Annotated in this window: 15 protein-coding genes; 6 read left to right on the top strand and 9 right to left on the bottom strand. The window is 62.8% G+C overall.

Going from position 1 to position 19415, the window contains the following annotated elements:
- Positions 1-28 precede the first annotated feature (28 nt).
- Positions 29-1672, top strand: a complete 1644-nt coding sequence (gene groL, locus AB1N67_RS20110; RefSeq protein WP_043213539.1) for a chaperonin GroEL — start codon at positions 29-31, stop codon at positions 1670-1672.
- Between the two features lie 158 nt (positions 1673-1830).
- Here the strand turns inward: groL and AB1N67_RS20105 are convergent, their stop codons facing one another.
- Complete coding sequence (locus AB1N67_RS20105) at positions 1831-2559, bottom strand: phosphatase PAP2 family protein (protein ID WP_043213542.1); 729 nt, start codon at positions 2557-2559, stop codon at positions 1831-1833.
- Positions 2560-2736: 177 nt separating this feature from the next.
- On the opposite strand from AB1N67_RS20105, the gene colR reads away from it, so the two are divergent.
- The 5 genes from colR (at position 2737) to AB1N67_RS20080 (ending at position 6457) form a co-directional block, all read left to right on the top strand.
- Entirely contained in the window at positions 2737-3420 is a 684-nt protein-coding gene (gene colR, locus AB1N67_RS20100; RefSeq protein WP_043213544.1) for a two-component system response regulator ColR, read from the top strand.
- Positions 3410-4738, top strand: coding sequence for a HAMP domain-containing sensor histidine kinase (locus tag AB1N67_RS20095; RefSeq protein ID WP_043213545.1), 1329 nt, complete (start codon positions 3410-3412; stop codon positions 4736-4738). Before colR ends, AB1N67_RS20095 begins: the two co-directional genes overlap by 11 nt.
- Positions 4739-4844: 106 nt before the next feature.
- Positions 4845-5525, top strand: coding sequence for a class I SAM-dependent methyltransferase (locus AB1N67_RS20090; RefSeq protein WP_182816332.1), 681 nt, complete (start codon positions 4845-4847; stop codon positions 5523-5525).
- Between the two features lie 6 nt (positions 5526-5531).
- The gene (locus AB1N67_RS20085; protein WP_043213550.1) at positions 5532-6233 is read left to right on the top strand and encodes a lipopolysaccharide kinase InaA family protein; all 702 of its coding nucleotides are present in this window, start codon (positions 5532-5534) and stop codon (positions 6231-6233) included.
- Positions 6230-6457, top strand: a complete 228-nt coding sequence (locus AB1N67_RS20080) for a hypothetical protein (RefSeq protein ID WP_070576137.1) — start codon at positions 6230-6232, stop codon at positions 6455-6457. Before AB1N67_RS20085 ends, AB1N67_RS20080 begins: the two co-directional genes overlap by 4 nt.
- 116 nt (positions 6458-6573) lie before the next feature.
- On the opposite strand, the gene AB1N67_RS20075 is transcribed toward AB1N67_RS20080, so the two are convergent.
- The 8 genes from AB1N67_RS20075 to AB1N67_RS20040 form a co-directional block, all read right to left on the bottom strand.
- Positions 6574-9639, bottom strand: a complete 3066-nt coding sequence (locus AB1N67_RS20075) for a multidrug efflux RND transporter permease subunit (RefSeq protein ID WP_250033969.1) — start codon at positions 9637-9639, stop codon at positions 6574-6576.
- A gap of 13 nt (positions 9640-9652) precedes the next feature.
- Positions 9653-10804 carry an efflux RND transporter periplasmic adaptor subunit gene (locus tag AB1N67_RS20070; RefSeq protein ID WP_043213557.1) on the bottom strand — a complete coding sequence of 384 codons (1152 nt, stop codon included), beginning with the start codon at positions 10802-10804 and terminating at the stop codon, positions 9653-9655.
- A gap of 191 nt (positions 10805-10995) precedes the next feature.
- On the bottom strand, positions 10996-12093 hold the full coding sequence (locus tag AB1N67_RS20065) for a DUF1513 domain-containing protein (protein ID WP_043213559.1): 1098 nt from the start codon (positions 12091-12093) through the stop codon (positions 10996-10998).
- Between the two features lie 2 nt (positions 12094-12095).
- Positions 12096-13160, bottom strand: coding sequence for an imelysin family protein (locus tag AB1N67_RS20060; protein WP_043213561.1), 1065 nt, complete (start codon positions 13158-13160; stop codon positions 12096-12098).
- Positions 13161-13178: 18 nt separating this feature from the next.
- The gene (locus tag AB1N67_RS20055) at positions 13179-14606 is read right to left on the bottom strand and encodes a di-heme oxidoredictase family protein (RefSeq protein WP_090344917.1); all 1428 of its coding nucleotides are present in this window, start codon (positions 14604-14606) and stop codon (positions 13179-13181) included.
- Positions 14607-14799: 193 nt separating this feature from the next.
- Positions 14800-16134: an imelysin family protein gene (locus AB1N67_RS20050; protein ID WP_102081634.1), complete on the bottom strand. Its 1335-nt coding sequence runs from the start codon at positions 16132-16134 to the stop codon at positions 14800-14802.
- A gap of 140 nt (positions 16135-16274) precedes the next feature.
- Positions 16275-18326 carry a bifunctional diguanylate cyclase/phosphodiesterase gene (locus AB1N67_RS20045; RefSeq protein WP_090344922.1) on the bottom strand — a complete coding sequence of 684 codons (2052 nt, stop codon included), beginning with the start codon at positions 18324-18326 and terminating at the stop codon, positions 16275-16277.
- Between the two features lie 305 nt (positions 18327-18631).
- Entirely contained in the window at positions 18632-19228 is a 597-nt protein-coding gene (locus tag AB1N67_RS20040) for a superoxide dismutase (RefSeq protein ID WP_043213571.1), read from the bottom strand.
- Positions 19229-19415 lie beyond the last annotated feature (187 nt).

The raw sequence follows: 19415 nt of genomic DNA, 5'->3' as shown, positions 1-19415 counted from the left end.
CATTCTAGAATTCAAGGATTAAACGATCATGGCTGCTAAAGACGTAAAATTCGGCGATTCCGCCCGTAAAAAAATGCTGGTTGGCGTTAACGTTCTGGCTGACGCAGTAAAAGCGACCTTGGGCCCGAAAGGCCGTAACGTTGTCCTGGCCAAGAGCTTCGGCGCTCCGACCATCACCAAGGACGGCGTTTCCGTTGCCAAGGAAATCGAGCTGAAAGACGCCTTCGAGAACATGGGCGCCCAGCTGGTCAAGGAAGTCGCTTCCAAGGCCAACGACGCTGCCGGTGACGGCACCACCACCGCTACCGTTCTGGCTCAGGCCATCGTCAACGAAGGCCTCAAGGCCGTTGCCGCCGGCATGAACCCGATGGACCTCAAGCGCGGCATCGACAAGGCCACTGCTGCCATCGTCGCCGAGCTGAAGAACCTGTCCAAGCCTTGCGCCGACTCCAAGGCCATCGCCCAGGTAGGTACCATCTCCGCCAACTCCGACAGCTCCATCGGTGAAATCATCGCCGAAGCCATGGAAAAAGTCGGTAAAGAAGGCGTCATCACCGTCGAAGAAGGCTCGGGCCTGGAAAACGAACTGTCCGTCGTAGAAGGCATGCAGTTCGACCGCGGCTACCTGTCGCCTTACTTCGTCAACAAGCCGGACACCATGGTTGCCGAGCTGGAAGGCCCGCTGCTGCTGCTGGTCGACAAGAAGATCTCCAACATCCGCGAACTGCTGCCAGTGCTGGAAGCCGTTGCCAAGGCCGGCCGTCCGCTGCTGATCGTTGCTGAAGACGTCGAAGGCGAAGCCCTGGCTACCCTGGTCGTCAACAACATGCGCGGCATCGTCAAGGTCGCGGCTGTCAAGGCACCTGGCTTCGGCGACCGCCGCAAGGCCATGCTGCAGGACATCGCCACCCTGACTGGTGGCCAGGTCATCTCCGAAGAAATCGGCCTGACCCTGGAAACCACCACCCTGGAGCACCTGGGTAACGCCAAGCGCGTCATCCTGTCCAAGGAAAACACCACCATCATCGACGGCGCAGGTTCCGACGCTGACATCGAAGCACGCGTCAAGCAGATCCGTGCCCAGATCGAAGAAACCTCTTCGGACTACGACCGTGAGAAGCTGCAAGAGCGTCTGGCCAAGCTGGCTGGCGGTGTTGCCGTGATCAAGGTCGGTGCTGGCACCGAAGTCGAGATGAAAGAGAAGAAAGCCCGCGTTGAAGACGCCCTGCACGCTACCCGCGCAGCCGTCGAAGAAGGCGTGGTGCCTGGCGGTGGTGTTGCCCTGGTTCGCGCTCTGCAGGCCGTTGCCGAACTCAAAGGCGACAACGAAGACCAGAACGTCGGTATCGCTCTGCTGCGTCGCTCGGTCGAAGCACCGCTGCGCCAGATCACTGCCAACGCCGGCGACGAGCCAAGCGTTGTCGCTGACAAGGTCAAGCAAGGTTCGGGCAACTACGGCTACAACGCTGCTACCGGCGAATACGGCGACATGATCGAGATGGGTATCCTGGACCCAGCCAAGGTCACCCGTTCGGCTCTGCAAGCCGCAGCTTCGATCGGTGGTCTGATGATCACCACCGAAGCCATGGTTGCCGACCTGCCGGAAGACAAGCCAGCTGCAGGCGGCATGCCTGACATGGGCGGCATGGGTGGCATGGGCGGCATGATGTAAGCCAGCCTCACCCGCTGCATGAAAAAGCCCCGCCTAGTGCGGGGCTTTTTCTTGGGCGTGTGTTTTGCTCAGGTGGCGCAGCTTCTCGCGGGTAAACCCGCTCCCACAGATCGATGTGGCAGCTGGCGACAGCTTGCGATGGGGCGCACAGTGCTCCTTCAGGCCACGCTGCGTTGAGGCACTGCCTCCAGCGCAATGCCTCGGCGATACAAGACCAGGTAATAGCAGCCCAGCCCGATCAACCAGCAGAAAACCGCCGTCCATACGTTGTGCGACAGGAAGTGTGCCCCTTGCAGCATACGGCCGATGGACAGCACGGTACCGGTCACGAACGCTACGGTGAAGGCTGCACGGGCCAGACGTGGTCTGCGATCGCGCAGCATGAAGAACAGCGCAAACAGGCTGAAACCCGTTGCCGCGTGGCCGCCTGGCCAGCAGCGGCCAGGCTTGTCGGTTTGCGGACGATGCTCCATCAATTTGCTATAGGTTTCCTTGCCGCCGAACTGGCTCAGGCTCCAGGGGCACTGGACTTCGGTCACCGCCTTGAGTGGGGTGACGAAGGAGGTGGAGAGCGCCAGCGCCAGTACCAGGCAACCCAGTTCGCGACGCCAGCCGAACAGGCGCGACCAGAAGAAGCTGGCGATGAAGGCGACAATGGACAGCAAACCCATGACGATCACGATCTGCTTGACCCGGTCATGCAGGATGTTTTCCAGAAAATAGCTATGACGGCCGATGAATGCCCCAGCCACTGGGTCGAAGGCCAGATTGGCCACGTCCATGTCCAAAGAGGTCCACTCACTCAGGAGCAGGGCCACCACGGTGGCCAGCGGAATACCCAGGTACAACCAGAGGTTGATCGGGCGGGGGCGGGTGGTTTCTTGCATGACGACTCCAGGGACGATAAATGCCGGGCATTGTCGGCCTGCGGCTATCCTGGGTTCGTGAAGGATCAGTGAAAAATACGTCAGCAACGGCCAAATGCCCTAAGGCTGGCGCGGCGCGGGCGATGGCCTTAAGCTGCGCCTGCCGCGCAGAGCGAAAGCGTCGTACAGGAGAAACCGATGCGCATTCTACTGGTTGAAGACAACCGCGATATCCTCGCCAACCTGGCCGATTACCTTGGGATGAAAGGCTATACCGTCGACTGCGCTCAGGATGGCCTGTCAGGGCTGCATCTTGCCGCGACCGAACACTACGACCTGATCGTGCTCGATATCATGCTGCCTGGGATCGACGGTTACACCCTGTGCAAACGCCTGCGCGAAGATGCCCGCCGTGATACCCCGGTGATCATGCTCACCGCCCGCGATCAGCTCGATGATCGCCTGCAGGGCTTCCGTTCCGGTGCCGACGATTATCTGCTCAAGCCTTTTGCCCTGTCGGAGCTGGCAGCGCGTATCGAGGCAGTGCTGCGACGCTCTCAGGGGGGCGGCCGACGCACGTTGCAGGTCGCTGATCTGAGCTATGACCTCGACACCCTGGAGGTCACTCGCCAGGGCCGCCTGCTCAAGCTCAACCCGGTCGGCCTCAAGCTGCTGGCCGTGCTGATGCAGAAGAGTCCGCACGTGCTGCGCCGCGAGGTGCTGGAAGAAGCCCTCTGGGGGGACGACTGCCCCGACAGCGACAGCTTGCGCAGCCATGTACACCAGTTGCGTCAGGTCATCGACAAACCCTTCGAGAAACCGTTGCTGCATACCGTCCATGGCGTCGGCTATCGCCTCGCCGAGGGCCGTGATGGAGTTTAAGCAAAGTCTTGCCCAGCGCATCATCATCGCCTTTGCGTTGATGAGCGCCCTGGTGGCCGGAGCCTTCGCTTTCGGCATCGTCGCCACGGTCCACCTGGTCGAGGAGCGTTTGATCTCCGCCGTGCTCGGTGGCGATCTGCAGCGCTTGTTGCGCATGGACAGCATCAGCGACTGGAGCCATCGGCCCCGTCCTGACCAGCTGTTCTACTTCAGTGGCGGGCGTGACGATTTCGAACTGCCCAAGGACTTGCGGCACCTGACGCCGGGCTTTCATGAGGTGTTCCGCGACCAGCTTTCCTATCACGCGATGGTCGAGATCGTCGATGGCCGGCGCTACGTGCTGCTGCAGGACCAGAGCGATTTCGAAGAGCGCGAGCGGGTGCTGTTCGCGGTCGTGGTGGTGGGCTTCGTGCTCAGCCTGGTATTGGCGGTGACCCTGGGCTGGCTGTTGGCAAGGCGAGTGATGGCCCCGGTGATCCGCCTGGCCCGGCAGGTCCGCCACCGGGATCAGTTGCTGGGCCTGGCACCCCCGCTGGCCCCGGACTATGCCGCGGACGAGGTCGGGCAGTTGGCCGTGGCCTTCGACGATACGCTCGGCCGCTTGCGCGATGCACTGACCCGCGAGCGGTTGTTCACCAGCGATGTCAGCCATGAGCTGCGCACGCCGCTGATGGTGCTCGCCACCTCCTGCGAACTGCTGATGGAGAATCCCAACCTGGACAGCCGTTCACGCAGCCAGGTGGAGCGCATCGCGCGGGCGACCGAGGAGATGCGTGAGCTGGTCAAGACCTTCCTGATGCTGGCCCGTGCCCAGCGCGATGAAGGCGCCGTCGCTTCGCAGGCGACCTTGAGCGAAGTGGCCGACGACCTGGTAGGGGTTTGGCGCGATACCATCGAACAGAAGGGCCTGACCCTTTATTACGACGGCCGGGTCAGTGCGAGCCCGGTGTTGTACAACGCGACGTTCCTGCAATCGGTGATGGGCAATCTCCTGCGCAATGCCGCCCACTACACCGACAGTGGCTACATTCGTCTGAGCCTGGAACCGAACGGTTTCAGCGTCGAGGACAGCGGTGTGGGCATCCCTGAGGAGCAGCGCGAAGCGATGTTCCGCCCCTTCGTGCGCGGTGACGAACGCCGTGGCGAGGGCCTGGGTCTGGGCTTGTCGCTGGTGCAGCGGATCTGCGACGACCAGGGCTGGCGCGTCACCCTGACGGCGACGTTGCCTCATGGCTGTCGCTTCCAGGTGGACCTGAGCAGGGGCAAGGCGATTACAGCGGACAGCGAGGCCGGCGACCAAGCCCCACTGTTGGGGTGATACCTGAAATATGCTGTTGCAGGCATGACGGATTTTTCACATGGGCATAACCTGATTCCAACGCTTCGCTCCGTAGAGTGGGTGGAATTGAATCAGGAGATGCCCAATGCGGAGCCCGATCAAACTCCCATTTTCCGAGAAGTATGACCGTCAGCATGCCCAGGAGTACTTCCTCAAGCATCAAGATGGTCTGGCACGCCGCCTTTCCCATTACCGTGACGAACAACTGGCCCGCCGCGCCCTGGCGCTTGCAGGGGAGCCTGGCCTGGTACTCGACCTGCCGTGTGGTGCAGGGCGTTTCTGGCCGCTATTGGCGGAAAAGCCCAATCGGGTGATCATCGGCGCCGACAATTCCGCCGACATGATCGAGACCGCCTGTACTTCCCAGCCGCCAGAGGTGGTTGCCCGGGTGCGACCCTTGCAGACTTCCGCATTCGCTATCGATTTGCCGGACAACGCGGTTGACAGCATTTTCTGCATGCGCCTGTTCCACCACATCGGCGATGCCGACCACCGCAAGACGATCCTCTCGGAGTTTCATCGGGTCAGCCGCGACAGCGTGATCCTGTCGCTGTGGGTCGATGGCAACTTCAAGGCCTGGCGACGCAAGAAGCTCGAGCATCGGCGCAGTGCGAAGGCCGCGCAGGGCAGTTATCAAAATCGCTTTGTGTTGCCGGTCGATACCATCGAAAATGAGTTTGTTACAGCCGGTTTCAGAATTCAGGACCGTCTGGATTTCCTGCCGTTGTATGCGATGTGGCGGGTATACGTATTACGCAAGGGGTAGGTGTTCATGGCAGTGGCCGGCAATGCGATGTCCGATTTCGAGTACTACTGGCAGCAACAGGGTGAATGGGTGGAGGAGCCCAACCAGCGGCGCGGTGGGGAGAGTGGTGTGCAGCGTCTGAGCGACGCGAAGGGCAAGGTCCTGTATGCCAAGCGTCAGGTCGGTCACATCTATCGCAGCCTGCGCCATCCGTTCGGCCGCCCGACGGTACTGCGTGAGCTGGATGCCCTGAACAGTTTCGAGCAGCTTGGCGTGCGTGTGCCGCGGTTGGTGTTCGCTGGCGCCGAGCGCGGCGCCGATCACCAATGGCGAGCCCTGCTGGTGAGCGAGGCGCTCGACGGGTTCGTCGACCTGGACACCTGGCATGCCGAAGGCGCCCGCGAGCGTTACCCGCAAGTGCTGCACGAACGCATGCTCAAGGAGCTGGCCGACAATCTGGCGCGCATGCACTTGGGCCATTGGCAGCACGGCTGCCTGTATGGCAAGCATGTGTTCGTCAAGGTCATCGGCGAGGGCGAGAAGGCCCGGGCCGAAGTCGCGCTGCTGGACCTGGAAAAGTGCCGCCGGCGCATCAGTTGCCAGCGCGCAGCCGCCAAGGACCTGCGCCAATTGCGGCGCCATTCGTCACTCAACGATGCACAGTGGCAGAGCCTGCTCTATTTTTACCAGATGGCGTTTGGCAGCGCTGTCAAAGGGTTAGAGCAATGAAACTAGAAATCGCTCGAGCTTTGTTCCTGGTCGCGGCACTGGCAGTGACCACCGCTGCTGTGGCGGCGTGGGAAGAGCCTAGACCGGCGGTGTTCAGCAAGGCCGAAATCGGTGGCCTGTGCGCGGTGCCCCGCGAAGTGAAGCAGCAGAATACGGCCCAGCCGGATCATGACCTGTTGCTGTTCCTGTTCGGTATGCGCCAAGGGCTGCGACCGTTCGGTTGATCGAGCGCGTGATGGTGAAGCGCCAGGGGCCCAATGAAGGGTCCCTGGCGTTTTTTATTGCCCGCCAATTTTGTTTGTGTCGACCGCATCGCGGGTAAAACCCGTTCCCACAGGGATCAGGGCGGACCTGGTGGCACCGGGGTTACCCGTGAAGACGTCGCCACGGTCCGGTGCGCCAAAAGCGTGTAGATGCTGGGCAACACGAACAGGGTAAACAGCGTGCCGATCGACATGCCGGTGGCGATGACCATGCCGATGTCGAAGCGGCTGACCGCACCGGCCCCGGTCGCCAGGATCAACGGCACCATGCCGAATACCATAGCTGCGGTGGTCATCAGCACCGGCCGCAGGCGTATGGCTGCGGCGACTTCTATGGCCTCGCGGGCATCCACGCCCATCCGCTCGCGCAACTGGTTGGCGAACTCGACGATCAGAATGCCGTGCTTGCTGATCAGGCCGATCAGCGTCACCAGCCCCACCTGGGTGTAGATGTTCATGCTCGAAACGCCGAGGAACAGCGGCAACAGGGCGCCGCAGATGGAGAGCGGCACCGTGACCAGAATCACCAGCGGATCCCTGAAACTTTCGAACTGCGCCGCCAGCACCAGGAAGATGATCGCCAGCGCCAGACCAAAGGTGACCCACAAGGCGCTGCCTTCCTGGACGAACTGCCGTGCGGTGCCAGCGTAATCGAACGAGAACCCTTCCGGAGCCTCCTCTTTGGCGATCGCCTGCACGGTCTGCAGCGCCTCGCCGACACTGACCAGTGGAAAGCCCTGGATGATCGCCGAGTTCAGTTGCTGGAACTGGTTGAGCTGGCGGGGCCTTGCGCGGTCGCTGACGGTGATCAGGGTCGACAAGGGCAGTAACTGGTCCTGATCGTTCTTCACGTAGTAGTTGTTCAGCCAGCCGGCGTTGTCCCGGTAGGGCCGTTCGACCTGGGCGATGACTTTGTAGCTACGCCCCTCAAGGGTGAAACGGTTGATTTCGCCCTCGCCCAGCAACGTTGCCAGGGTGCCGCCCAGATCATCCATGGACACGCCCATCTGCGCTGCCTTGTCCCGGTCGATGTCCACTACTACCTCGGGCTTGTCGAAGGCCAGGTCGATGTCGAGGAAGGCGAACTTGCCTGATGCCTGGGCGCGGGCCTTGATCCGTTCGGCCACCTCCAGCAGGGCAGGGTAGTCGCCTGCGGTATTGATCACGAACTGGAACGGCAGGCCTTCGCCTGTGCCCGGGAGCGACGGCAAGTTGAAGCCGAAGATCTGCAGTCCGCCGATTTCTTCCAGTTTGGCTTGCACCAGCGGCAACAACTCCATCTGGGTGCGCTCGCGTTCGTTCCAAGGCTTGAGCAGAAAGCCCCCGATACCGCTCTGCACCCCATTGAAGCCGTTGATCTGGAACGATGAGTAGTACTCGGGGAAGGTCTTGAACACCGGTGTGAACTGATCGGTGTAGGCGTTGAGGTAGTCCAGGTTGGCCGTTTGCGGGGCATTGCTCATCATGAAGATCACCCCCTGGTCCTCGTCCGGCGCCAGTTCGTTATGGGTGAACATCAAGAGCACCGGGATCAGGCACAACACGATCACGGCGAACACCAGCACCACCGGCCGGCTGTTCAGGGTGCCGTGCAGCAGGCGTTGGTAGCGGACCTTGAGGCCGTCGAACAGCACGTCCAGGCGATGGGCAAGACCGCTGGGGTTCTGTTCGTGGCGCAGCAGCAGGGCGCACATCATCGGCGACAGGGTCAGGGCGACGATGCCGGAGATGACCACCGCCCCGGCCAACGTCAGCGCGAACTCCTTGAACAGCGCGCCGGTCAGGCCTGTGAGAAAGCCGATGGGGGCATAGACCGCCGCCAGGGTGATGGTCATCGACACCACCGGCATGGCGATCTCCCGAGCGCCTTCCAGGGCGGCCTCGAAGGGCGTCTTGCCTTCTTCCATGTGCCGGTGGATGTTCTCCACCACGACAATGGCGTCATCCACCACCAGGCCGATGGCCAGCACCATGGCCAGCAAGGTCAAAAGGTTCAGCGAGTAACCCATCATCTGCATGAAGAACAATACGCCGATCATCGACAGCGGAATGGTCACCACCGGGATGAGCACCGAGCGCAGGGCACCCAGGAACAGGAACACCACGACAATGACGATCAGCACGGCCTCGCCGAGGGTCTTGATCACCTCATCGATGGAAGCCTGGATGAACAAGGTCGCGTCGTAGGCGATGGAGACCTTGAGATTCGACGGCAACTGCGCTTCCAGCGTCGGCATGATCCGCCGGACTTCCTTGATCACCTCCAGCGGGTTGGCGGCGGGGGTGGCCTTGATGCCGATGTACACCGAAGGCGTACCGTCGAAGGAGCTGACCGTGTCGTAGTTCTCCGCGCCCATTTCCACCCGCGCTACATCGCCCAGCAGCACACGCCTGTCGCCGACGGTCTTGACCGGCAGCTTGGCAAAGGCCTCGGCGGATTTGAGCTCGGTGGTGGCATTGATGCTGGTGACCACGTACTCGCCTTTGACTTCGCCGGCAGCGGAGAGAAAGTTGTAGCGGCGGACCGCGTTGGTCACGTCGGTGGCCGCCAGGCCAAAGCCTGCCAGCTTCACAGGGTCCAGCCAGATGCGCATGGCGAACACCTGGTTGCCGAGGATTTCCGCCTCGGCCATGCCAGGCAGTGTGGCCAGCTTGGGCTGGATCACACGCGAAAGGTAATCGGTGATCTGTGGGTTGCTCATCTGCTGGCTGTAGAAGCTGATGTACATCAGGGCCGAGGCGTCGGCGGCCTCTTTGCTCAGCACCGGGTCTTCGGAGTCCTGGGGCAGCTTGTTACGTACCTCGTTGGCCTTGGCCAGCAGTTGCGTGAACAGGCGGTCAGTGTCAGCGCCGATGCGTGCATAGACCGAGATCACCGAGAAGTTCTGGCGGCTCACCGAGGTCATGTAGTCGATGCCGTCGGCGCTGGCCAGGCTCTGTTGCAAAGGTTGGGTGATATAGCCCTGAATGGTCTCGGCATTGGCCCCGGGATAGGCGGTGGTCACCGTGATCAGGGCGTTTTCCATCTGCGGGTACTGGCGGATCTGCAGCTTGCTCCAGGCCTGGAAGCCCAGCAGCAGGATCAACAGGCTGACCACGCTGGCCAGGACCGGGCGGCGGATGAACGGGTCGGTGAACGCCATGCCAGCCTCCTGATCAGTTGGCGCCGGAGGCGCGCTGGCCATCCAGCTGGAGGGCTTCGTCGTGGCTGATGCGGATGGCCGTGCCAGGCGTGAGCTTCAGCTGGCCGGCGGTCACCACCTGTTCACCCGCCTTGAGGCCTTCGCCCACCACCACTAGACCATCACGACGTTCTCCGGTCTTGACGGTGCGCTGTTCGGCGACCAGTTGCGGCTGGCCGTCGGCGGCCTTTTCCACCTGGCCGTTCTTGTCCTTCTTCTGGGCGACCACGTACACCGAGTTGCCATAGAGCGTGTAGGTAATGGCGCTTTCCGGTACCACCACTTGAGGACGCGGGTCGGGCAACAGCACCAGCAAACTGGCGAACATGCCAGGCAGCAGCTTGCCGTCGGGGTTGGCCAGGGTGGCGCGCAGCAACAGGTTGCGGGTGCTTTCCTCGACCTTGGGGTTGATGGCGCTCAGGCTGGCAGGGAAGGTCTGGCCCGGGTAGGCCGCCACTTGCACCAGCACCTGCTGGCCGAGGCTCAGTTGGGGCAGGGTTTGCTCGGGCACGTTGAAGTCGACATACAGGCTGGAGAGATCCTGCAGGGTGGCGATCACTGTGCCGCTGGCGAGGTAGTCGCCCACGTCCACCTGGCGAATACCGATGGTGCCGCTGAAGGGCGCGCTGATGCTTTTCTTGGCCAGGGAGGCCTTGAGCTGGTCGACGACGGCCTGGTTGCGTCGGTACTGGGCGGTGAGGCGGTCGAACTCGCCGCGGGAAATCGCCGAATCGCCAACCAACTGGCTGCCCCGGCCGAAGTCCACCTTGGCCAGGCCCAGGTCTGCCTGGGCTGTGCCGAGCAGTGCGGTCTCCTGGTCGTGGTCCAGTTGCAACAGAAGCTGGCCGGCCTTGACCTTCTGGCCCGACTCGAAATGCAGCGATTTGACTGTGCCGGCCACTTCCAGGCTCAACTCGACGCCCTGGAACGCCTTGAGACTGCCGATCGCAGGCAGACGCTCCTGCCACTGGCGCTCTTCGGCCACTGCCGCAGCGACGCTGACCGGCGGTTTCGGTGCGGAGAACATCTGGATCTGCTTGTAGATCGAGAACGCCTTGATGCCACCTAAGGTCAATACGATCAGCAGGACCACGGCCAACATGATCAGCATGCGGCGGCGCAGCATAGTCCGGTTCCTTGGATAGTTGTTGTTCGTCTGGCACGACAACGGGCGATCCTGCCCACGTGCGGATGGGAGAAGTATTGCCTGTTTTTCAGGGATGGGGGAAGGCGGGGATGGACAGGTGGTCGCCGATGGGCGAACACGCAGGTTTGCAGCCCTTTCGCGGGGTGGCCGCGAAAGGGCCGTGCGGTCCCCTAGGCCAGGTGCAGGTGGTTGTCCCAGAACCCAGACGGCAGGTTCAGCGGCTGGGCGACCAGCTCTGCTTTGCGGCAGTCATAGAACCGGCAGCGCCCTTGGCCTGAGGTGACCACGAAACCGTCCTTCACCGCGCCCACGCCCGCACAGTCGGGCATCGGCGCGTCGAGCTTGACCGCACCGCTGTCCAGGTCCCAGATGAACAAGCGGTTGGCCCGTGGTGCGGTCAACGCCACCAGGCGCAGGTCGCTGTGGATGGCGACGCTGGCGGTGTACTGGGCCATCGACTGCAACTGTCGCTCGGGCACCGGGAAGGCCTTGAACGGTTCGCCTGGACGCTTGATCGCGAGCAATTCGGCGGTCTCGTGGGCATCGCCCATGAACTGCTGGCAGGCGGCGATGGTGCCGTCGCTGCCGACGGCCAGATGGCGCACGCTGTTCATCTGCTGGGCGAGGGTTTCCTTGCTCAGCAGGGTACCGTCGCGCCGCATCAGCACCAGGCTGGGCTCCATGGCGTCGAGGTTCATTTCCACCCGGCTTTCGGCCTCGGTGCGGATACCGCCGTTGGCCACCACCAGGGTTTCGCCGTCCGGCAGCCAGGATACCTGGTGCGGGCCGATGCCGTGAGTAGGGATCTCACCGCTGTGGACCAGGCGATCACCTTCGAAGCGGTAGATGCCCAGCACGCCACGCCCCGGATCGGTGGTGTCGTTCTCGGTGGCGTACAGCCACTCACCGCTTTTATGAATCACCGCGTGGCCGTAGAAGTGCCGGTCCGGTTGCGAGGTGACGGTCTGCAGCAGGCGCCCGTCGCGCAGGTCGATCAGGTAGCTTTCGGTGCCTGGTCGACGTGCCACGAACAGGGCGATCGGCCGCTCGGGGTGGTTGATGATGTCATGGCAACGCTGGGCCACCTGGGTGGCGAACACCTGGGTGCCGTCCAGACGGTAACCGACGGCATAGTGCCTGCCGTCGCCATCGTCGCGCGCCGAGAGCAGCAGGGGTTCGCTGGCGCTGTTGCGAAACAGGCTCCAGCCGCCCAGGGTGAGGGCGCTGAGCACGACGCTACCGAGTTTGAGGGCCTGGCGTCGCAGCATGATCAGTCACCGTCGTTGGCATTGAAGCCCAGCTGGATGTTGAGTGCCTTGGCCAGGTCACCTTCGTGCAGGCGGTGGACGGCGTTGAGGCTGTCGTAGATCTGGTCGAGGGTCTGTTTGCCAGCGTCGTCGGCCAACAGTTCGCCCAACGGCTTGTCGTTGGCCTCCAGCAGCTTGAGCGAGGCGGCGTAGGCGTCGTCGATCTTCTGCGCCAGGGCAGCCTGGTCCTTGCCCAGCAAGGCGCGCAGGCCCTGGTTGTCGACGCCGACCCAAACCGCCTGGGCGGCCTTGAGGCTGGCTTCCAGGCTCTTGAGCGAGGACTGGCTGCGCCAGGCTTCGGCCTGCAGCGGCTGGGCGATGCCCTTGCTCTGGCGGCCCATCGGAGCGCCAAGCTTCTTCTTCAGGGTGTCCAGGGCGGTGACCTGGGCACGCAGCAGGTCGGCGATCGCCTCGTGGGAATCGGCGTAGCGCTGGTTGGGGAACTTGGTCATCTGCGAGAGCATGCCATCGGTGCTGTTCCAGCCTTTGAGGATCTCCTCGGCCAGGGCCTTCTGGTGCTCGCCGATGGCCACCAGCAATGGGCAATAGCGGGCCTTCTGCTCAGGCGTGGCGACGTCCGGCTTGCTGTCGAACAGGATGTATTCGTAGGCGGACAGGCCGCGCACCACGACGCTGGACTTGCCCAGTGTCTCGGCGTCGATCGGCTTGTCGCCGGCGACCAGTTGCTCGACCTGACGGCCGACCAGGTTTTTCTTGTCGGGCCAGAACTGCACTTGCCAGGCGCGGTTACCTTCGGCCAGCGGGCCGACCAGCAGCGGTTGCAGCTCGGCCCAGGCCTTTTGGGCGTTGAGGAAATCGGCGCGCGCGGTCTCGAGCGACTCCTTGCCTTCGCAATAAGCCAGGGCGCTGGCGGCCAGCTGGCGGTCGGCTTCGACCCAACGGCTGTAGGTCGGCAGGATCACCTGCTTGGCGATGGCGGCGGAGGTCACAGCCTGCGGGTCCTGGGGCGAGCAGGCACCGAGGGCGAGTGCGGCGAGGCTGGTGAACAACAGTTTGGGTCGGAACATTGCCCGGCTCCTTGCGCGTTAAAGTGAGTTCAAAAAGGCCAGCAGCGCAGCGCGTTGCTCGGCATTGAAGGTCAGTACATGGTTGCGCGCCGCTTCGGCTTCGCCGCCGTGCCAGAGCACGGCCTCCAGCAGATTGCGGGCGCGGCCGTCATGCAGGAACTGGGTGTGGCCGCTGACCGTTTCGGTCAGGCCGATACCCCACAGTGGAGGGGTACGCCAATCCTGCCCGGAGGCTTTGAATTCGCTGCGGTTGTCGGCCAGGCCTGGCCCCATGTCGTGCAGCAGCAGGTCGCTGTACGGCCGGATCACCTGGTTGGCCAGTTCGGGTTCGTGGGTGTCGGGGCCGGTGGTGAACTGCGGGGTATGACAGCCTTGGCAGCCGGCCTGGAAGAACAGGTTCTTGCCGGCCAATACCTGGGGCGCGCCGACGTCGCGGCGCGCCGGCACGCCTAGATTACGGGTGTAGAAGGTGACCAGGCGCAGGATATTGTCGCTGACTTCTTTCTCGCCGCCTGTGCCGTCGCCGTTGGGGGCGGCCAGGCAATCGACCTGGGCAGGCGTGCAGTCATCGACCGGCTGCAAGGTGCTGGTCAGGCCCATGTCGCCGGCAAAGGCATGGACGTTCTGCTGGTTCACGTTGGGCTGCCCGGCTTTCCAGCCGAAGCGGCCGAGCACGGTCTTGTTCGTCGTCTGGTCCCAGACCTGGTTGGGGCGTCCACGGATGCCATCGCCGTTGCGATCGTCCGGATCGGCATTGGCAAGGATTGCGGCCTCCGGGATCGCCTCCAGCAGGCCCAGGCCGATCATCGGCGGGGCCACACGGGCGGAGAAACGGGTATCGGGGTGCATCGGTCCGTAGCCGAGCTGGGTGATCTGCAGCGCCGGACGACGCAGCTCCACCACATGGCCGTCCTCGAAGGTGACGGTCTCGCTGGTGTAATCCACCCGCACCTTGCCCTCCGGTGCCACGCCGGGGACGGCCATGTCTTGCAGTTGCGTGCCATACACCGGCTCCGGCACCACGCCCAGGCGTTCGATTTCCTTGGCGTATTGCGCCTGATCGGGAATCGACAGGCGCACCAGCATCGAGACCGCGTTGCTGGCGTTGGGCTCAGGTGGATGGCCACGCCCATCGCGCACATGGCAGTTCTGGCAAGCGTTGGTATTGAACAGCGGGCCTAAGCCATCACGGGCGGTGGTGGTGGAGGGGGCGATCACCCAGGGGTTGCGAAAGAAACTGTTGCCGACACTGAAGTCCAGGCGCCGCTCTGGCGAGAGATTGGCCGAGGGCAGGGAAAAGGCGTTGCGGTCGCTGCGCTGCACGGTGGCCTTGCCGGCGGAAAGGGCTTCGCCGGGCTCGGCCTGGGTGAAACGCGGGGCGTCATCACAGGCGGCCAGGGCGGCGACCAGCAGCAAGGGAGAGAGTCGGAGCAGCGACGCGGGCATCGAGGATCCTGGGTGAGTGCTAAAAAACCGGCGTGCAAGCTTAGCAGGGTGACGGAATTTGAATAAGAGCAATTTGCAATTGCCTTGATGAAATCGATGTCAGGTTGTCGTTGGCTCGCGTCTGCGGCAGTAGATTTTCCGGCCATGAAAAAGGCGGCCCGAAGGCCGCCCCTGTCGAACCACTGGATCCGGATCAGAATTCGTGATCGGCGGTGTCCGGGTTCAGGTTGGCGATGCCCAGCTTGCCGGCGGCTTGCTCGATCGAGCCGGTCTGTTTGACCAGGGATGCGATGGCGTCACGCACGATCTGGTTGCCAGCAGCGTTGTCAGCCGCGATCAGCTGGTCGTAGTGTTCGCCTTTGAGGGCGTGGTCGACCATGACCTGGATCTTCGCCTCGGTGGCTTCCAAGTCCGCCTTGAGGGTGGCGTCGGTGGCCGGATCGACCTTGGCGACCAACTCCGACAAGCTCGGGCCGCTCAGCTTGGAGCCGTCGGCGCGGGTGTACTCGCCCAGGTAGACGTTGCGGATACCCTTGGCGTCGTAGAAGTGCGAGTAGTGGGTGTTGTCGCTGAAGCAGTCCTGCTCGTCTTCTGGCGAGTTGGCCTCCAGGGAGACCTTCATGCGCTCACCGGCCAGTTCGCCCAGCGACAGGCTGCCCATACCGAACAGCATTTTGCGCAGACCATCGGCCACAGGCTCGGCCTCCAGCTTGGCGCGGTAGTTGTCGCTGACGTTCGGCGCCCAGTTGGCGACCATTTCTTCCAGATCCTGGACCAGCAGTTGGGTCACGGCCTTCAGGTAGGCGCGACGGCGCTCGTTGTGACCGCCAGTGGCGCCTTGGCCTTCCAGGTAGTCCGAAGCCGGGCGGTTGCCGGCGCCTGGGCCGGTGCCGTTGAGGTCCTGGCCCCACAGCAGGAATTCGATGGCGTGATAGCCGGTGGCGACGTTGGCCTCGGAACCGCCCAGCTCGTTCAGGCTGGCCAGTTTCTCAGGGGTGATGTCCTTGACGTCGACCTTTTCTTCGCCGACCTGGACTTCGGTGTTGGCAATGATGTTGGCGCTGGCCGCCGGGTTGCCCAGGGCGTGCTCGTAGCTCTTGTCGACGTAATCGATCAGGCCTTCGTCCAGAGGCCATGCGTTCACCTGGCCTTCCCAGTCGTCGATGATGGTATTGCCGAAGCGGAACACTTCGCTCTGCAGGTACGGCACACGAGCCGCTGCCCAGGCTTGCTTGGCAGCCATCAGGGTCTGGTCGTTGGGCTTGGCCAGGAAGGCGTCGATGGCGGTCTGCAGGGTCTTGGCGGTGCTCAGCGAGTCGCTGTAGACGGCGTGGACCATCTCGGCATAGTGCTTGACCACGGCCTTGCCGGCCGCTTCGTCGACAGCCCCGGGCGCTGCGGTGGCGCTTGCGGCAGCCGGTGCCTGGGCTTGCGGCGCGGCAGCCTTGTCATCCTTGCTCTCACCGCAACCGGCGAGGGCGATGGCGATGGCCAGCAGACTGGCGGAGGCCAGAGGCATTCGAATCATTGTAGGTATCCTGCGTCGTGAGGTTGGACAGTGTGGCCTGCGAAACCGCAACATAATGCGAAAGATTTGCATTTTGTGTAAAGGGGCAGGTGCGCAATTCATGCGCAAGGGTCGCTTTCGCGATCAAGCGGTCGCTGGGGTCAGAACGCGGTGACTTGGTTGCGCTGCGCGTGCTTGAGGAAGGCCGTCAGTTCGCGAGCCGACAGCGGCTTGCTGTAGTGGTAGCCCTGACCCTCATGGCAGCCCTGGGCGATGATGTAGGCTTCCTGCTCGGCGGTTTCCACGCCTTCGGCGATCACCTGCATGCCCAGGCTCTTGCCCAGCTGGATGACAGCCCGGACGATGGTGGCGTCGTCATCGTCATCCAGCAGGTCCTGGACGAAGCTCTTGTCGATCTTGATCTTGTCCAGCGGCAACGACTTCAGGTAGCTGAGCGAGGAGTAACCGGTCCCGAAGTCATCGATGGCGATCAGCGCCCCGGAGCGGCGCAGGCTCAGCAAGTGCTGGGCGGCGGTGCTGATGTCCTCCATCAGGCCGGTCTCGGTCACCTCCAGCTCCAGGCTGCGCGGGGGCAGGCGGTAGATCTGCAACAGGTTGTTCACCACCCGGGGCAGCTCGCTGTGGTGCAGCTGCACGGTGGACAGGTTGACGGCCATGCGCAGGTCGCTGAAGCCCAGGTCGTGCCATTCACGCAACTGTCGGCAGGCCTGGTCGAGCACCCACTCGCCGATGCCGATGATGCTGCCGTTCTGTTCGGCCAGAGGGATGAACTGGTCGGGCGGAACCATGCCCAGCTCTGGGTGCTGCCAGCGCAACAGGGCTTCGACGCCGACCACACGGTGATCGCGGTAGCTGATCTGGGGTTGGTACACCAGGTACAACTGGTTGCGCGGCAGGGCTTCGCGCAGGTCTTTTTCCAGCTCGCGGCGCCGACGCATCTCGCTGTCGACGCTGGCGATATAGAACTGGTAGCGGTTACGGGATCGGGCCTTGGCCAAGGTCATGGTCTGCTCGGCTTTTTGCAGCAGTTTCTCGGTGCTGTCGCCATCTTCGGGGAACAAGGTGATGCCGATGGTAGCGCGCAGCCGGATGTTCTGGTGATCCAGGGGGAAGGGCATTTCCAGGTCGTCGAGGATGCTCTGGGCGAGCTCGGCGGCCTCGTACGGTTGTTCGATGTCGGCCTGGACCAGGGCGAACTGGTCCCCACCGAGCCGCGCCAGGGCGCCGAGGCGGCCGCTGTGGGCACGCAGGCGGTCGGCCAAGGCCAGCAACAATTGATCGCCGACTTGATAGCTGAATTGCTCGTTGATGCCCTTGAAATCGTCCAGCCCCACGCACAACACCGCGACCCGGCGCTGCAGGCGGCCACCATCGACGAGAATCTTGTCCAACTGCTGCTGGAACTGCTGGCGGTTTGGCAGCCCGGTGAGGAAGTCGTACTGGGCCATGCGTTGTAGGCTGTTCTCGGCTTCGTGGCGCAGGTGGGTGTTGCGTTCGATGGAGGCCAGCAACTGGTTGGCGGTGTTGACCCACAGCCCCAGCTCGTTCTTTTCGTGGCCCTTGAGCAGCGGGATCTCATGCTGGCTGGGGCGGTCGGGATTGATCTGGGTGAGGTGCTCGATGAGCTTGGACAATGGCTTGGTCAGCAGCCAGTGATAGACCAGATACAGCACCAGGCCCATGGCGAGCGCGCGCAGCACCCCGGAAATGAAGATGATCACTGCATTGATCAGAAAGCCTTCGCCATAGGTGGCGGTGTCCAGGGTGATGCTCAGGTCGCCGTAATACTCGCTGTACGGCCCACGGCCGACCAGTTGGGTGGTGAAGGTCCTTTGCTGACCGAGGATCAGGTCGGTCAGCCAGCGTGCGGGCGTGTCCTGAAGCGGACGGGATTTTTCCGCGAGCATGGTTTCGTTGGGGTGGCCGATGGAGGCCGCGCGCACTGAAGCGTCCTGGAACAGGCCTTCCATGACCTGCATGCCCATCTCCCGGTCAAGGCTGTAGACCGCTTGGGTAGACGGGTCGCGGAACATGTCGAGGATGCGTTGGGCATCGTTGTTGACGGACTGGCGGGTCTTGTAGGCGTCATAGACGATCTGCGCGCAGCTGAGGACAACGCCGACAGCCAGCGCCGAGAGCAGCACGACCCTGAGCAACTTGACCGACAAGCTGTCCCGAAATTCCAGCTTCAATGGGGTTTCCTTAATCCATGCGCATGCCATTATTTTGCCATTACCCTTGGCAATACACTATCGACCGATTGTCGCGACAGGTGACGGCCGTCGTTCATCCTCTCATGGGCAATATATCGGTTGTGGGGACTGGCGACTTGAGTGCGCTGTATCAACTTTCCAGAAGATTCATGTTAGCGCGCTATCGGGTGTGGGCAAGCGCTGGCGAAGCGTGTGCGTGTGCGAGGGCCTCATTGGCGAAACCTGCACAAAAAAAATCCGACGCATGAGCGTCGGATTTCTTGGATCGAAGGTTACCCCAGGCATCAGGCCTTGAAGGTTTTGCCTTCGAACTGCTCGGCCACGAAGGCCCAGTTGACCAGGTTCCAGAACGCCTCGACGTACTTAGGACGCAGGTTGCGGTAGTCGATGTAGTAGGCGTGTTCCCAGACGTCGCAGGTCAGCAGCGGGGTGTCGCCGCTGGTCAGCGGGTTGCCGGCGCCGATGGTGCTGGCCAGGGCCAGGGAACCGTCGGCCTTCTTCACCAGCCAGCCCCAGCCGGAACCGAAGGTGCCGACGGAAGTCTTGGTGAACTCTTCCTTGAACTTGTCGAAGGAACCGAAAGCCTTGGTGATGGCATCGGCCAGGGCGCCGGTTGGCTGGCCGCCGCCGTTTGGCGACAGGCAGTTCCAGTAGAAGGTGTGGTTCCAGACTTGAGCGGCGTTGTTGAAGATGCCACCCGAGGAGGTCTTGACGATGTCTTCCAGGGACTTGCCCTCGAATTCGGTGCCTGGGACCAGGTTGTTCAGGTTCACGACATAGGTGTTGTGGTGCTTGTCGTGGTGATACTCCAGGGTTTCCTTGGAGATGTGCGGCTGCAGGGCATCGTGGGCGTACGGCAGCGGCGGCAATTCAAAAGCCATGGTGGATCTCCTGATTCAGGTCTGTTCGCGGTTTGCGCAAGGCCGATCACGGGCGGCCCGAGGTGCGTCAGCGCGTTTGACACGCTTTGCGACGCAAGGGCTGGATCATAGCACCGGCCCTTGCGCATAACCACGCAACAAACATAGGGAATAGTGGGCGCTGCGAGCTTCACGCAAGCGTCAAGCT

The sequence above is a fragment of the Pseudomonas guariconensis genome (genome assembly GCF_040822035.1).
GTDB classification, from domain to species: Bacteria; Pseudomonadota; Gammaproteobacteria; order Pseudomonadales; family Pseudomonadaceae; genus Aquipseudomonas; species Aquipseudomonas guariconensis.
Note: the sequence above shows the minus strand (reverse complement) of the source record. Positions and strands in the feature narration are given on the sequence as shown.